A 14,747-nucleotide genomic window follows, 5' to 3' on the forward strand; every position below is an offset into this window, starting at 1 on the left:
AGGCTTTAAATGTCTATTTTAGTATTAGGCGGCGCAGGCTACATTGGCTCACATGCCGTTGATCAATTAATTTCAAAAGGATATGCCGTTGTTGTTGTTGATAATTTATTAACGGGGCATCGTTCAGCAGTTCATGAACAAGCGACTTTCTATGAAGGCGATATTCGTGATAAAGCTTTTTTACGTAGTGTCTTTGAAAAGGAATCAATTGAAGGGGTGTTGCACTTTGCGGCCAATTCTTTAGTAGGAGAATCCGTGGAGAAACCGTTAATGTATTTCAATAACAATGTTCACGGCACTCAAATTGCCTTGGAAGTCATGCAAGAATTCGGAGTGAAACATATTGTTTTTTCTTCCACAGCGGCCACTTATGGCGAACCAAAAGCAATGCCTATTACAGAAGAAACCCCAACGAATCCTAAAAATCCGTATGGGGAAAGTAAATTAATGATGGAAAAAATCATGAAATGGTGCGACAACGCTTATGGAATGAAATATGTTGCTTTGCGTTATTTTAATGTTGCGGGAGCAAAAAAAGATGCCTCAATTGGTGAGGATCACACGCCAGAAACGCATATTGTGCCAATTATTTTACAAGTGGCATTGGGCCAACGAGCAGAGCTAAGTATTTTTGGGGATGATTATGATACACCAGATGGCACGTGCATTCGAGATTATGTTTATATTGAAGACTTGATTGCAGCACATATTTTGGCTTTAGAATATTTGAAAAATGGCGGCGAAAGTGACGTCTTTAACCTGGGTAGCAACAACGGCTATTCTGTTAAAGAAATGTTAGATGCTGCTCGCGAAGTGACAGGCCAAGAAATTCCTGCAACAATCGCCCCACGCCGAGCAGGGGATCCTAGTACGTTAATTGCTTCTAGTGAAAAAGCCAAACGAGTTTTAGGCTGGCAACCAGAAGTAACTGAGGTCAAGGATATTATCGCCACCGCTTGGCAATGGCATGTGAAACATCCTCAAGGCTATAATGAATAGGAGAACATCAGATGATGAAAGAAAGTAGTAAATGGATTGCTGCATTTGTAGAGATAATCATAGAAAATGGCGATTGGACGGAAACAGACCGTTATTATTTGACGAATCGGATTGCCAAACTAGTTGGCTGTGATTTTTTTGAACAACCAGAAGCGGTTGCTTGTGAGCAAGAACCGTTGCGTGTGGTGGAACATCTTTTAAACATTGCACAAGCCAATCACCAAATCGATGACTCAATTACGGAAGCAGAACAACTAGAAGCGGAGTTAATGGATTTTATTACGCCGACCCCAACCATCATTAATCAGAAGTTTATGGATTATTATCAAGAGTCTCCACGAAAAGCAACGGATTATTTTTATCAGTTATGTAAAACGAATAACTACATTAAAACGAAAGCAATCGCCAAAAATATTATTTTCCCAATGGACTCACCCTATGGTAAACTAGAAATTACCATTAACTTATCGAAGCCAGAAAAGGATGCTCGAAAAATTTTGGCTGAAAAGAAAATGAGTCAAAAAAAATATCCAGCGTGTATGTTATGTATGGAGAATGAAGGCTATTATGGCCGTGTAAATTATCCAGCACGTACAAACCATCGGATTATCCGACTAAATTTAGAGGACGAAGCTTGGGGCTTTCAATATTCGCCATATGCTTACTATAATGAGCATGCGATTTTCTTGGACCAACAACATCGAGAAATGAAAATCGAGAAAAAAACGTTCCAGCGACTCCTTAAAATTACGGAGTTATTCCCTGAATATTTTGTGGGCTCTAATGCAGATTTGCCAATTGTTGGTGGTTCTATTTTATCTCATGATCATTACCAAGCAGGACGTCATACATTTCCAATGGATTTAGCACCAATGGAAAAAAGATTTTCTTTGAAAAAATATCCTGAGATAACTGCTGGTATTTTAAAATGGCCGATGTCTGTGATTCGTCTTCAAAGTGATCGTCAAGAGGAACTAGTTGAGGCGGCCGAATTAATTTTGACCAAATGGCGCAATTATTCTGATGAACGTGTCTCAGTTCGGGCCTATTCAAAAGATGGCACACCGCATCATACGATTACGCCAATTGCCCGACGCAAAGGGTCATTATTTGAATTGGATTTAGTTTTACGAGATAATAATGTTTCGGAGGAATTTCCAGATGGCATTTTTCATCCACATCCAGAAGTACAACATATTAAGCAAGAAAATATTGGCTTAATTGAAGTAATGGGACTAGCTATTTTGCCACCAAGGCTGGCACAAGAATTAAGAGAAGTCGAAAAGTATTTATTAAAGCAACCCAATCAAATTGCTGAAAGTCATCGAGCTTGGGCGGATGAACTCAGTCAGCAAACCATCACTGAAGCCAATGTCAAAGAAGTGATCCAACAAGGAATTGGGACAATTTTTGTTCAAATTTTAACAGATGCCGGCGTCTTTAAACGTGACGAAGAAGGTCGTCGTGCTTTTGAACGATTTATTCAATGTATAGAAAATGATTAGTTTGAGGTGAGGAACATCGTAACCATTAAAGATATAGCAGAGCAAGTTGGTGTTTCTTCAGCGACAGTTTCGAGAGTTTTGAACTATGATGAAACATTATCAGTTAGTGATGAAACGAAGAAGAAAATATTTGAAACAGCAGAAACGTTAAATTATAAAAAGCGAGCCAGAAAAAAACAAGCAGGCAAAAAGAAAATTCGGTTTGTCCAATGGTTCAGCGATCCAGAAGAACTGGATGATATTTACTATTTATCGATTCGTTTAGGTGTTGAAAAGCGGGCAGAGGAATTGGGTTTTCTTTTAGTCAAAGAATCTCTGACAAACCTGTCTCAAAAAAGATTTGATGGGACAATTGCCCTAGGAAAATTTGATGAAAAGCAAGTGGCGGCCTTAGCCGCCTTAGGCGCACCTCTTCTATTTGTAGACTTTGATGCAATGGCTTTTGGCCAAAACTCCATTGTTGTTGATTTTGCTGGAAGTGTTAAAACAATTGTGCAAGAATTTTTGGCGCAAGGGCATCAGAAAATTGGTATGCTTTCTGGGCAAGAATATACGAAAGAGTCCCACGTGGCATTGGTTGATCCACGTTTTGTCGCTTTTAAAGAAACCTTAAAAGATCTGGACCTTTATCATCAAGAATGGGTTGTCGAAGCAGCTTTTTCTGTTGAAGAAGGCTATCAAGCGATGAAAGACTTTATTGAAGAAGCGGACACTCGTCCAACCGCTTTTTTCGCTGCAAGTGATACATTGGCGATTGGTGCAATGCGGGCGTTACAAGAAGCAGCCATTCGTGTGCCAGAAGATATTTCTATCATTGGTTTTAATGATATTAGTGTCGCAAAATATGTTTCACCAACATTAACAACAGTTAAAGTTCATACTGAATGGATGGGTGAGCTAGCCGTTGAGACAATGAAAGAGTTATGCTTGAATACCCCCCCAGTTCCTAGAAAAATTATTGTCGGAACGGAATTCATTCAGCGAGATTCAACGAAACATTCATCAAAATAACAGCAAAACTTGGAGAGTTTTTTCCAAGTTTTTTGCTCTTTTGTGCTGGTTTTCAACAATCAAGAAAATGGAGGGAAACAGATGCAACCGAAATTAATTATTTTACGTGGTAATTCTGGTAGTGGTAAAACAACGATAGCTAACGCGCTTCATCAGTGTCTTAAAGAACAATCGTTATTGATTTCTCAAGATGTGGTGCGCAGAGAAATGCTTCGTGTTAAAGATGAAACAGGTAATCTAAGTATTGCTTTGTTAAAACAGTTGGTAGCTTTTGGGTATCAAGAATGCCAGTATGTGATTGTTGAAGGGATTTTTCAAAAAGCCATTTATCATTCCTTTTTTCAGGAAATAATCCATCTCTTTGAAGGAAACGTTCAGGTTTATTATTTTGATATTTCTTTTGAAGAAACGTTGAAAAGACATAGCCAGAGAAACAAGAATCAAGAATTTGGTGTCGTGGAAATGAAACGTTGGTGGCTACCAGAAGATTATTTAGGGCTTGCGGGAGAACAGCGGTTATCTGAACAACTGTCTGAAAAGCAGATTATCAGGCAAATTTTAGCAGATATTCAGTAGTAAGTGCTGCGCTTTTTAGAGAAATGGATGTTGTGGTATGATAAAAAAGAAGGAGTGGTTTCAATGGATTACCAAGAACGATTAAAAAATTTACCACCTGAAGTCATGACAGCTTTTTCAGAATCATTTATTTTTTTAATCAGTAACGATAAAGTTCAACATTTTCCTGCACGAGACTTAACGCAAGCTGAAATGATTCAACGAGTGAAAGAGAAATTAGGTGAAGCGGTGACGTGGTCCTTATGGCAAGGGTTCGTTATTGCTGTTAATTCAGAAAAAACATGTGTTGCTGTTTTGCCCAAATATCATCAACTCGATGGTTTTTGAAAATGAATAAGGGAGCGAAGAAGTATTCGCTTCGTTTTATAAAATGAAAACGCTTTTCGGGAGGAAATGCTGATGTCTGAGCTAGTGGTTATTAGAGAAATGCAAGAGAAAGATATCTTAGCGCTGGATACTCAATTTGTCCAACAAGGTTGGCCAAGTCGCCAAGAGATTTTAATGAACTATTTAGAAGAACAATTAGTCAAGCAACGAACGGTTTTTGTAGCGGAGAAAAAGGCAACGCTGTTAGGTTATGTGACGTTACTGCCATTAGCTAAGGAAGGACCTTTTAAAAATTTATATCCTGAAATAGCTGATTTCAATGTATTCTTACCATTTCAAAAACAAGGAGTGGGGCGGTTATTATTAAATCGTGCAGAAAATGTTGCCAAAAGTTATGCAGATACTGTTTCTTTGGGAGTAGGCCTGCATCCTGGTTATGGTGCAGCGCAAAGATTATATATCAAACAAGGATATGTGCCAGATGGTTCAGGAGTCTGGTTTCAAAATAAGCAGCTGAAACCAAACGAACGGTGTGTTAATGATGATGAGTTAGTTCTTTATTTATCGAAAAAACTATAGCAATTGTCAATCAATAATGGAGGAATAATCGTGGTTCATCAATTATTAGCTCAAATGGAAAATGGATATATGAAAATAATAAAAGAAAATTTAGTTGGAATATATCTTCATGGTTCTTATGCTTTTGGAACCTATTGTCATTCAGTAAGTGATTTGGATGTACTGATTGTGGTTTATGAAAAGCTTACTATTGATGAGAAGAAACAATTATTAGATTATACAATTAATATTTTAGATAAGTGGGCACCAAAAAAAGGGATAGAATTCCATGTGCTACAATTAAAAGATACAATAAATTTGAGTTATCCGATTCCCTCCGATTTACATTTTTCTCCGATACATCGTTCCAGATATCTGACTAATAAAAATAAATATATTGAAGATATGATGGGATACGATGAGGATCTAGTGGCACATCTTATGATTACAAAATTATATGGAAAAGTACTCGTAGGAAAACCGATTGATTCCGTTTTTGGCTGGATAGATCAAAAGAAATATTTTGAAAGCATTGTAGCTGATGTGAAAGAGGCAAAAAAAGAAATTGTTCAACAACCTATGTACGTTATTTTAAATCTGTGTAGAGTAATGGCGTTTAAGCAAGAGAATAAAATTTTATCAAAAAGGGCTGGCGGGGAATGGGGCCTAGTACATTTTCCTACTAATTATCATTCGCTGATACAACTAGCTTTAAAAGAGTATCGAGGCGAAACAGTTTTGTTAGAGCAATACAATGATTCAGAATTAAATGATTTTGCGGATATTACGCTTTCGTTATTATTTAAGTAAGAATGTAAAGGAGGGTGTTACCCTTGATTAGAAAAATGAAGCCAACAGATGCAACGGCGTTAACTATCATTAATAAAGAACAATTGGGCTATGAAGTTCCCGTTGACGTGACCTGTAAACAGATTGAGAAATTACTACTAGCCAGTGACAGAGAGTTTTTATATGTTTATGAAGAAACGAAGACAGGCAAGATTTTAGGCTATGTGCATGCGCAACTGTATGAAACAATTTATTCCCAAACGTTATTGAACGTTCTGGGATTAGCAGTGGCAAAAGAAGCAGAAGGCCGTGGAATTGGCAAACAATTAATGACGAAACTAGAAACGGAAGCTAAAAAGTATAACTTGTGTGCGATTCGCTTAAATTCAGGGGAACAGCGTACAGCAGCACATCAATTTTATGAACACATTGGCTATGTTTCTGATAAAAAACAAAAGCGATTCATTAAATACTTGGATACTTAAGTTATGTCTTTAAAAAATAACAATTTCCTTTAAAAAAATAAGTAAAAACTAGTGAAATTTTCAGCGAATTAGTGTAAAATGTATCTCAATGACTCAACGAGTGTTTCAGCCAAAACACTGTCAAAGAAAGTACATACAAAGAAACAGAAATAGCCATTTTTGATGGCTGTTTTTTTATGGAGGAGGCAAATTATGACGAAAAAAAATAGTATGATGTACTTAGCAATTTCTAACTTATTTCTTGTTTTTCTAGGCGTAGGCCTAGTCATTCCCGTAATTCCCCAATTAAAAGAAGAAATGCATTTTTCTGGTACCACAATGGGAATGATGATTTCTATTTTTGCGATTGCCCAATTAATCACATCGCCAATCGCAGGTGTCCTTTCGGATAAAATTGGTCGGAAAAAAATGATTGCGACGGGTATGTTGGTGTTTTCAATTTCTGAGTTATTATTTGGTTTAGCCCAAGCGAAAAGCGGTTTTTATATTTCTCGTGGTTTAGGTGGGATTGCCGCCGCTTTATTAATGCCGTCAGTGACAGCCTTTGTGGCAGATATGACCACGATTTCTGAACGTCCGAAAGCGATGGGACTTGTGTCAGCTGCAATTAGTGGTGGTTTTATTATCGGACCAGGAGTTGGTGGTTTTATTGCTTATTTAGGTATTCGCGCTCCATTTTTTGCGGCCGCATTTTTAGCGTTTATTGGTTTTATTTTGACATTAACTGTTTTGAAGGAGCCAGAGAAACGAATTTTAGCCGCTGTTGAAGCGAAAAAAGGTTCATTTATGGATATTTTAAGAAATCCAATGTTTACCTCATTATTTGTGATTATCTTAATTTCCTCTTTTGGCCTGCAAGCGTTCGAATCTATTTATAGTATTATGGCGACTATTAATTTTGGCTTTACCACAAGTGAAATAGCAATCGTGATTACGGTTAGTGGTATTTTAGCGTTGATTTGTCAGTTGTTTTTCTTTGATGCAATCGTCCAAAAAATAGGTGAAATGGGTTTAATCCAATTAACCTTTTTTGCAAGTGCCATTTTTATTGCCGTGATTGCCTTTACAAAAAATAATTTAGTTGTTGTATTTTCAACGTTTATTGTCTTTTTAGCGTTTGACTTGTTTAGACCAGCAGTAACTACTTATTTATCCAAACATGCTGGAGATCAACAAGGAACCATCAACGGACTAAATTCGACATTTACAAGTTTTGGTAATATTTTAGGACCAATGGCAGCAGGAGCTTTATTTGATATCAATCACTTTTTCCCTTATTATGTTTCAGCAGTAATTCTGTTAGGAACGGGCTTTTTATCGTTATTTTTAAATCGAAATAAGATGTAAAAGAAAAAATAAGTATTTGGAATATAAAAATTCCGAATACTTATTTTTTTTTGATCACCGACCGTTCTTGAAAAAAACAAAAAAATAAACAGTGTTCGCTTGATTAATCGAACATTTGTTCGTATAATGATTTTGCAAGTGAGGTGATGTTTATGAAATTTGATTATGAAAAAGAACCTAGTCGCGATATTCTTTGTATTGATTGCAAAAGTTTTTACGCTAGTGTAGAATGCGCAGAACGTGGGTTAGATCCGTTGAAAACGATGTTGGTAGTGATGAGTAATGCCGAAAATGCGGGGGGATTAGTTTTATCAGCATCGCCAATGGCAAAAAAAGTTTTAGGTGTTTCAAATGTTACGCGTAAAAATCAAGTGCCCGCTCATCCTGATTTATATGTGGTTCCGCCACGAATGAATTTGTACATGAAAAAAAATCAAGAAATTAATAATTTATATAAAAAGTTTGTCGCAGATGAAGATCACTCTGTGTTTAGTGTAGATGAATCATTTCTTGATGTAACGGCTTCTTTAAGTTATTTTCATTGTGAAACTGCCTATAAAATGGCTCGGATTATCCAAAGAGTCGTTTATAATCATGTGGGTATTTATGTGACCGTTGGGATAGGGGACAATCCGTTACTGGCTAAATTGGCGTTGGACAATGGCGCCAAACATTCGCCAGATTTTATTGCAGAATGGCGGTATGATCGTGTACCAGATACTGTCTGGCAGTTGCCTTCTTTGACAGATTTTTGTGGGATTGGTCGCAGAATGGCTAAACGACTGAATCGTTTAGGAATTGATTCTGTATATGAGTTAGCGCAAGCGAATCCGCATCTTTTACAAGAAAGATTTGGCGTGATGGGGCTTCAATTGTATGCTCATTCATGGGGGATTGATCGTACCTTTTTAGGAAAAAAAGCACCACATAAAGCTGAAAAATCATTTGGAAATAGTCAGATTTTGCCGAGAGATTATGCGCGAAGAGATCAGATTGAACTAGTCTTAAAGGAACTGACAGAACAAGTGGCTGCTCGTTTAAGAAAAGCGCATTGTCAAACGGAATGTATCACAGTCTACGTTGGTTATTCCAAAGGTCAAATTGACTGCGAAGGACGAACTGGTTGGCGAAAACAACAAACGATTCCTGCAACAAACAATACAAAAGTTTTGATTACCTATGTATTAGCCCTTTTTAGAGAACATTATCTAGCGGGAACCGATGTCCGGCAATTAGGGCTTTCTTATGGGAAATTAGTTTGGAATGAATCTTTACAATTAGATTTATTTTCGGAACCAGAAGAGCAAATTAGTGAAATGGAGTTAAACTATCTGATTGATAAAATCCGACAAAAATTTGGCTTTCAAGCTTTAATCCACGCCTCTTCTTTGTTGGAAGGCGCGACGGCAATTCATCGTTCAGGATTAGTCGGTGGACATGCTGGAGGAAATGTCGGTTTAGGAGGATAACATCATGAAACGAACAAAAAAAGAATTTACACCTTATAATGAGTACCATGATCGGCCCTTTGAACTGAAATGGGCGACCGCTTTTGCATTGGGGGAGTTACAAGAAGGAATCGAAGCTTCTGACGAATATTCTAAGAGAGCGTTTGAACGCTTACCGCAACAGACAACAGAAGAAATTGAAGAATACTTAGAGCAGTCTTTAAAAAATAACCAGGTTTTAGAAATCCAATTGAATACATTGGATGATTTTGGCCGTGTTCAACCGCCAATTGTTGGTGTTTTTGAAGGGATGAGTTCAATGGAGTATGCAAAAGTTGGACATACACATATTTTATTTGAAGAGATTCGGCATATTAAAAGTCATGAGTTTACAAAGTGGTCGAGCCTTGATTAAAAAACTATTGTTATACGTGTGTTTTGTGAAAACATATGAGATAATGTTCATAGGTAATAGAAATAAAAATTATGGAGGTGGCTAGGATGGGACATCATTTAAAAGGACACCATGGCAAAAAAACAAACGCAAATGGCGGCTTTTTAACAAAGTTATTGGCAGGCGGCGCCTTAGTGGGCGTAGGAAAAAAGTTATACGACAATCGTGAAAAAATTAAAGAGCTGTTAAGTGACGACAAAGAAAAAAGCAACGACACTGAAAACAAATAAAGGACTGGATTGACGGAATGGTAAAAGATGCAGCGTATATTATTGAAGAGATTACCACGATTTTAGAGGGAACCTATTTTGTGATAACCAAGAAAGCGAATAAGCGCCGCATGTGTTTACATGTTTCAGATACCGCGAAAGAATTTTTACGTTGTCGACTGGAGTATGAAACATTCTTAGAGCAACAGTTTGATTATGCCACAATGTTTTTAGAAACATGTACGGAAGATGTTTCTGTTGAAATTCAAACGGGACTACTTGAAGAAACAAATTATCAAGCATTAACCGTGGAAAAATTACAATAGATAGCCACTAAAATGTAACACAGCTGTTGTGTTAGTTTTGATTCTTAATTTGGTTAAGGAGGCGGATAAAATGTCAGTATATCAACATATTTTGGTTGCTCTTGATGGCTCAGATCAATCTGAAAAAGCTTTTCATGAAGCTGTCAGGATTGCCAAAGAGGAACAAGCCACTCTTTATTTAGCTACAATTATTAATGATGCTGAATTTACGACGAGTCCATTTTCTTTTGAAGAATTGTATGATTTAGAAAAACACAAGTCAGAAGAGATGCTCACTGGAAAGGCAAAACAAGCGAGTGAAATTGGTGTAAAAACAGTCAAAAAAATTGTTGAACTTGGGAGCCCAAAACGTTATCTTGCCAATACGATTTCTGAAAATTATGCCATAGATTTAATTGTGCTAGGTGCCACGGGAAGAGGTGCTATTCAACGAACCTTGATTGGTTCTACTACAGATTATGTGGTTAACCATGCTTTGTGCAATGTCTTAGTCGTTCGCTAATTGTGAGTAAATAATCAAGGGAACAATGTTTTATCGGGACGTTTTTTTTAATTAAACGAGAGGTGAGTTTATGAAAACAAAAATCGGAAAAACAGTTATCTTGTCAGCGTTTTTATTCACAAGTTTCCTTTTACTGAGTGGTTGTACCTCGGCTGGCGAAGAGATGGAAAAAACAATTGATCGACAGAAAGAAAAAGTCGATAAAACGGTCGATAAGCAGAAACATAAAAATGAAAATTCCATGGAAAGTTACGACGAAAAAGTTGACCGTTCTTTAGATAGTCAAGAAGACAAAATCGATACTACTGAGTAACGGGAAAGCTTTCAACTATCGGCTAGTAAATAAATAATATACAAAAGGGAGCATCCACTGCAGTTATTTCTCACAGCGGATCCTCTCTTTTGTGGTTAAAAAGAAAAAGTTAACTGCTCCCCAACAGTTAACTTTTAATCATGTTGCACATAGTTAAAACACTCTATATATCATTTATATCATTTGAAACGGGTAGTGTAAAAAGAAATCTCTTGAAAAGAGTCTCCATTTATAGGGAAGATTTCCCATAAAAAAGAGAAACGTATAATCACAGAGAGTTAGAGAAAGCAAAGGGAAATAAGTATGTTAAAATAAGAAGCAAGAAAGAATACAAGTATGCAGAAAATAACAACTAATTAGGTGAAAACAATGGAAATACATTTTGAAAAAGTAACAAGCGATAATCGTAAAGCAGTGGAAAACCTACAAGTTTTCGCTGAACAACAAACCTTCATTGAATCAATGGCAGAAAATCTAAAAGAATCAGACCAATTTCCAGAATGGGAATCGGCAGGTATTTATGACGGCAATCAATTAATCGGCTATGCTATGTATGGACGTTGGCAAGATGGGCGCGTTTGGCTAGACCGCTTTTTAATTGATCAACGGTTCCAAGGACAAGGTTATGGGAAAGCAGCCTGTCGACTTTTAATGTTAATGCTAATAGAAAAATACCAAACAAACAAGCTATACTTGAGTGTTTATGATACGAACAGCTCAGCAATTCGGTTGTATCAACAACTCGGTTTTGTATTTAATGGTGAATTAGATACGAATGGTGAGCGGGTAATGGAATGGACACATCAGAATAAGTAGATAGAACAGGTGAGACAAAAGCCATAGCGCATTTTGTTTCATCTTTTTCTTTTAATTGGCTTCATTTGTTTACTTTTAGTAAGTAAAATGGTAAATTTAGTTCAATCTGTTTTGAAAAAAGAGTTACTGGAGGGTAAGGATGAAAATAGAATTTTTCCATGATGTTATTTGTAGTTTTTGTTTTCCAATGTCTGACCGCATGCATGAGATTCAACAAGAATTTCCTGAAATTGAATTGATTCATCGGTCGTTTGCGTTGGGGTGGTCAGCAAACGATTTTGAAACAATGTTTGGCTCACGAGCAGCAGTAAAAGAAGAAGTTTTGACGCATTGGGTGCATGCCAATCAAAACGATTCAAAGCATCGTTTTAATATTGAAGGGATGAGGAAGCAACGATTTGATTTTCCAACATCAAAGAATGCATTATTAGCAGCAAAAGCAGCTGGATACATTGGCAATCAAGACACCTATTGGTTACTGTTTGATAAGTTACAAGAAGGTTTATTTATGAGAAGTTTAAATATTGAAGAGCCAGAAGTAATTGAGGAGCTAGTAAAAGAGACAACGATTGATTTTGCTTTATGGAAAGAAGCTGTTGCTTCCGAGGCTGTTTGGACGGCGGTTCAAGAAGATTTCGCGCTAGCTTCTGCTTATGGTCTACAAGGAGTTCCCGCACTAATCATTAATCAAAAATATTTAATTAATGGTGCAGTACCGAAACAGCAAATCAGCCAAACTATTCAAAAAATTCTCGCAGAAGAAAAACAACAGCAACCGTTAGTTTCATTAACTCCTTCTTCTGAAGAGTCAGCTTCGTGTGAGTTTAAGGAAGGCACATGGACGTGTCATTAAGCGGCATAAAATAACGTTATTCTTTGACAAAACGAAAGACTTCTGTAATAGTTAATGCGGGGGTGATAATATGTTTAACGCGTATAGAGAATACTGGAATAATATTACAACAATGAATGCGTCAGCAACACGAGCACAATATTGGTGGCCACAATTAATTAATTATTTGGTGTTAGGGATTTATTCAGCAATTACGGGCGTTTACAGATATATTGAAGTAACACCCAATGATGGAACAATCATTAAAGAATGGAATACTGTGACCATTATCTTTTTCTTGCTGACTGCTTTAATTTGGTTGGCAAACTTTACTGTTCGAGCAAGAAGATTGCATGATCGCGACCACAGTAACTGGTGGATTTTATTCTATTTACTTCCTTTTATCGGTACTTTAGTGATCTTCATTACATTAATTTTGCCAAGTAAAAGTCACACAAGATGGCCAGTGAATCAATCAGAAATTTAATTTGCTGATTTCGTTTAGCTGATTATCTTAAGAGTGAAAATAGGACATAAGTCGGAATGACTTATGTCCTATTTTCTTTTTTATTTCAGAAAAATAAAAATATCTTCTGTATGATGGCACCTCACATTACGCGGTTCTTGCTAAAAGGGCTATCTTTTTGGTAGATAGGGAAAACCATTAAGACGTTAAAAGTTTAATAAATCGAGCAATTCTCTTTTGTTAGAAAATAAGATAGCATCATTAATTAAAATACTTGGAACACTGGTTTCAATAATTGGTTGATTGGTAATAATCAAGTCAAATTCTTCGAGTCGATGGTCACCTAATTGTTCTTCCGTAATTGCTAACGTATTTGAACGAATCCGATGCAAAGCTAAAATATCGTGGACATAGTTTCCAATATATTGACTATGATTCAGGCCCATGTCGCTAATAATCAAAATCTTTTTTGAGTCGAAACTCTGGTTAATTTCTGGAAAAGTATTAAGCAACCAAAAAATATAAGAAGATGAATAGTTTAATAGATTTGTTTCTAAAAGAGCGGAAAAGAAATGCAATTCTGCTTTTAATCGTGCATATAAGTGAAGCTGAGTAAAATGAATTTGTCGAGTGAAAAAGGTGGCCCTTTGTGTCAATTCGGAGGTGTCAAAAGGCACTAATTGAGAAAACAAATAAAGACAGGTTAACAAGTGAACAGCGAAGTCGACGACTTCTTCTGTTAATTGTTCAATCTGTGAAAAAGCATTAAATTTTAAATTTTCACGTATTCTTTGACTGATGACTTCTTGGTCTTCGGAGTAGTATTGCTGAAAAGCGCCTCTTTGAAAATATCGGAGAACTTCCCGATAGGTTTCACGGCTGAGCCCAGTAAAATGACGACTGAGTAAAAGATAATCTTCCATTTTAATCGGACTCTTTTTATCTGTTTTTTTCTGGAAACGTTGTTGAAATCCTTGATGCTCTCTTAATAAATCAACAATAAAATACATAATAAAGAAATCGTGTTCATAACTGTTATCCATACTAATAATATTTAATTGGCATTGATTACGACGCATTAATTGTTTGATTTCCTGCTTATCTAATTGATAAGGCAATTCATAATGACCATAATACATTAAAAAGAAAAAGGTTGTAAAAATACGTAAAGGCAATTCTTCTGTTTGGCTAGTTAATTGATAGCCTTGATCAACGATAACGCGAAGAGAGTAAGTTTCCAAGACCTGATTACACTGCTTCAATTTTCGAGCAAAAGAAGAGCGACTAATATTGATGGTATCGCAATAATATTCGATGGTTTTGCCAGGATTTTGGATAAACTCATGGAGCAATTGGGTGGTCGTTGACGTTTTTGCCATATCCGTCAGCACGTTTAAATATAAGGACACATTAAAGTTTTCTAAACGATAGCCTAATTTATGCGATGTTTTAATGGTTAAACTTTCGCCCCAACGCTGTTTAATCTCCTCAATATAACGAATAAAAGTAGACTCAGAACTACCAATATATTTTGCAAGTTCTTTTTTAGTCATCCATTTATCAGAAATGGATAAGACACGAATGATTTCTTCCATTTTCCGATAATTTTTTTCTAAAAACCTAATCATATTGTTTCCTCCCAAGTCCTTTACTTTAATGAAACAATCATCGAAACAATAACGCAATTTCAGAAATGAAACCGCTTGGTATGAAAGCTGGTGTGATTTAATGAGCTCCTTCTCTGTATAATAATTATCAGATTAGAATAATGAAATTTTACGTGC

The 14,747-nt window shown here is 36.3% G+C and carries 19 protein-coding genes; 18 read left to right on the plus strand and 1 reads right to left on the minus strand.

The window, feature by feature from the left end:
- Positions 1-9 precede the first annotated feature (9 nt).
- From galE to IGK72_RS04635, 18 genes are all read left to right on the plus strand, one after another.
- Positions 10-999 carry a UDP-glucose 4-epimerase GalE gene (galE, locus tag IGK72_RS04550; protein WP_002361578.1) on the plus strand — a complete coding sequence of 330 codons (990 nt, stop codon included), beginning with the start codon at positions 10-12 and terminating at the stop codon, positions 997-999.
- A gap of 14 nt (positions 1,000-1,013) precedes the next feature.
- A complete protein-coding gene (galT, locus tag IGK72_RS04555; RefSeq protein WP_002379302.1) occupies positions 1,014-2,504 on the plus strand; it encodes a UDP-glucose--hexose-1-phosphate uridylyltransferase in 1,491 nt (496 codons plus the stop codon).
- Positions 2,505-2,510: 6 nt separating this feature from the next.
- Positions 2,511-3,515 carry a LacI family DNA-binding transcriptional regulator gene (locus IGK72_RS04560; protein ID WP_002358146.1) on the plus strand — a complete coding sequence of 335 codons (1,005 nt, stop codon included), beginning with the start codon at positions 2,511-2,513 and terminating at the stop codon, positions 3,513-3,515.
- 9 nt (positions 3,516-3,524) lie between these two features.
- Positions 3,525-4,091: a kinase gene (locus tag IGK72_RS04565; RefSeq protein WP_002414355.1), complete on the plus strand. Its 567-nt coding sequence runs from the start codon at positions 3,525-3,527 to the stop codon at positions 4,089-4,091.
- A gap of 27 nt (positions 4,092-4,118) precedes the next feature.
- The gene (locus IGK72_RS04570; protein ID WP_002384750.1) at positions 4,119-4,418 is read left to right on the plus strand and encodes a hypothetical protein; all 300 of its coding nucleotides are present in this window, start codon (positions 4,119-4,121) and stop codon (positions 4,416-4,418) included.
- A 66-nt stretch (positions 4,419-4,484) separates the two neighbouring features.
- Positions 4,485-4,997: a GNAT family N-acetyltransferase gene (locus tag IGK72_RS04575; protein ID WP_002384748.1), complete on the plus strand. Its 513-nt coding sequence runs from the start codon at positions 4,485-4,487 to the stop codon at positions 4,995-4,997.
- A gap of 30 nt (positions 4,998-5,027) precedes the next feature.
- Positions 5,028-5,786, plus strand: coding sequence for an aminoglycoside adenylyltransferase domain-containing protein (locus tag IGK72_RS04580; protein WP_031323874.1), 759 nt, complete (start codon positions 5,028-5,030; stop codon positions 5,784-5,786).
- 23 nt (positions 5,787-5,809) lie between these two features.
- Positions 5,810-6,250, plus strand: coding sequence for a GNAT family N-acetyltransferase (locus tag IGK72_RS04585; RefSeq protein ID WP_010717567.1), 441 nt, complete (start codon positions 5,810-5,812; stop codon positions 6,248-6,250).
- 192 nt (positions 6,251-6,442) lie between these two features.
- A complete protein-coding gene (gene emeA / locus IGK72_RS04590) occupies positions 6,443-7,597 on the plus strand; it encodes a multidrug efflux MFS transporter EmeA (protein WP_002358140.1) in 1,155 nt (384 codons plus the stop codon).
- Positions 7,598-7,749: 152 nt separating this feature from the next.
- Positions 7,750-9,066: a Y-family DNA polymerase gene (locus IGK72_RS04595; RefSeq protein WP_080279558.1), complete on the plus strand. Its 1,317-nt coding sequence runs from the start codon at positions 7,750-7,752 to the stop codon at positions 9,064-9,066.
- Between the two features lie 4 nt (positions 9,067-9,070).
- Positions 9,071-9,460: a hypothetical protein gene (locus tag IGK72_RS04600; RefSeq protein WP_002358138.1), complete on the plus strand. Its 390-nt coding sequence runs from the start codon at positions 9,071-9,073 to the stop codon at positions 9,458-9,460.
- Between the two features lie 71 nt (positions 9,461-9,531).
- On the plus strand, positions 9,532-9,729 hold the full coding sequence (locus tag IGK72_RS04605) for a hypothetical protein (RefSeq protein WP_002360617.1): 198 nt from the start codon (positions 9,532-9,534) through the stop codon (positions 9,727-9,729).
- Positions 9,730-9,746: 17 nt separating this feature from the next.
- Entirely contained in the window at positions 9,747-10,034 is a 288-nt protein-coding gene (locus IGK72_RS04610) for a hypothetical protein (protein WP_023894530.1), read from the plus strand.
- Positions 10,035-10,104: 70 nt separating this feature from the next.
- A complete protein-coding gene (locus IGK72_RS04615) occupies positions 10,105-10,536 on the plus strand; it encodes a universal stress protein (protein ID WP_010706572.1) in 432 nt (143 codons plus the stop codon).
- A gap of 70 nt (positions 10,537-10,606) precedes the next feature.
- On the plus strand, positions 10,607-10,849 hold the full coding sequence (locus tag IGK72_RS04620; protein ID WP_002358134.1) for a hypothetical protein: 243 nt from the start codon (positions 10,607-10,609) through the stop codon (positions 10,847-10,849).
- A 369-nt stretch (positions 10,850-11,218) separates the two neighbouring features.
- Complete coding sequence (locus tag IGK72_RS04625; protein WP_002396414.1) at positions 11,219-11,665, plus strand: GNAT family N-acetyltransferase; 447 nt, start codon at positions 11,219-11,221, stop codon at positions 11,663-11,665.
- Positions 11,666-11,804: 139 nt separating this feature from the next.
- Positions 11,805-12,518 carry a DsbA family oxidoreductase gene (locus IGK72_RS04630; RefSeq protein WP_002369662.1) on the plus strand — a complete coding sequence of 238 codons (714 nt, stop codon included), beginning with the start codon at positions 11,805-11,807 and terminating at the stop codon, positions 12,516-12,518.
- A gap of 70 nt (positions 12,519-12,588) precedes the next feature.
- Positions 12,589-12,984 (plus strand): DUF805 domain-containing protein, encoded by a 396-nt coding sequence (locus IGK72_RS04635; RefSeq protein WP_002358131.1) that lies wholly within the window; start codon positions 12,589-12,591, stop codon positions 12,982-12,984.
- 185 nt (positions 12,985-13,169) lie between these two features.
- Here the strand turns inward: IGK72_RS04635 and IGK72_RS04640 are convergent, their stop codons facing one another.
- A complete protein-coding gene (locus IGK72_RS04640) occupies positions 13,170-14,591 on the minus strand; it encodes a helix-turn-helix domain-containing protein (RefSeq protein ID WP_002382000.1) in 1,422 nt (473 codons plus the stop codon).
- Between the last annotated feature and the right edge of the window lie 156 nt (positions 14,592-14,747).

The sequence above is a fragment of the Enterococcus sp. DIV0183 genome (genome assembly GCF_050541505.1).
Classification (GTDB): Bacteria; Bacillota; Bacilli; order Lactobacillales; family Enterococcaceae; genus Enterococcus; species Enterococcus faecalis.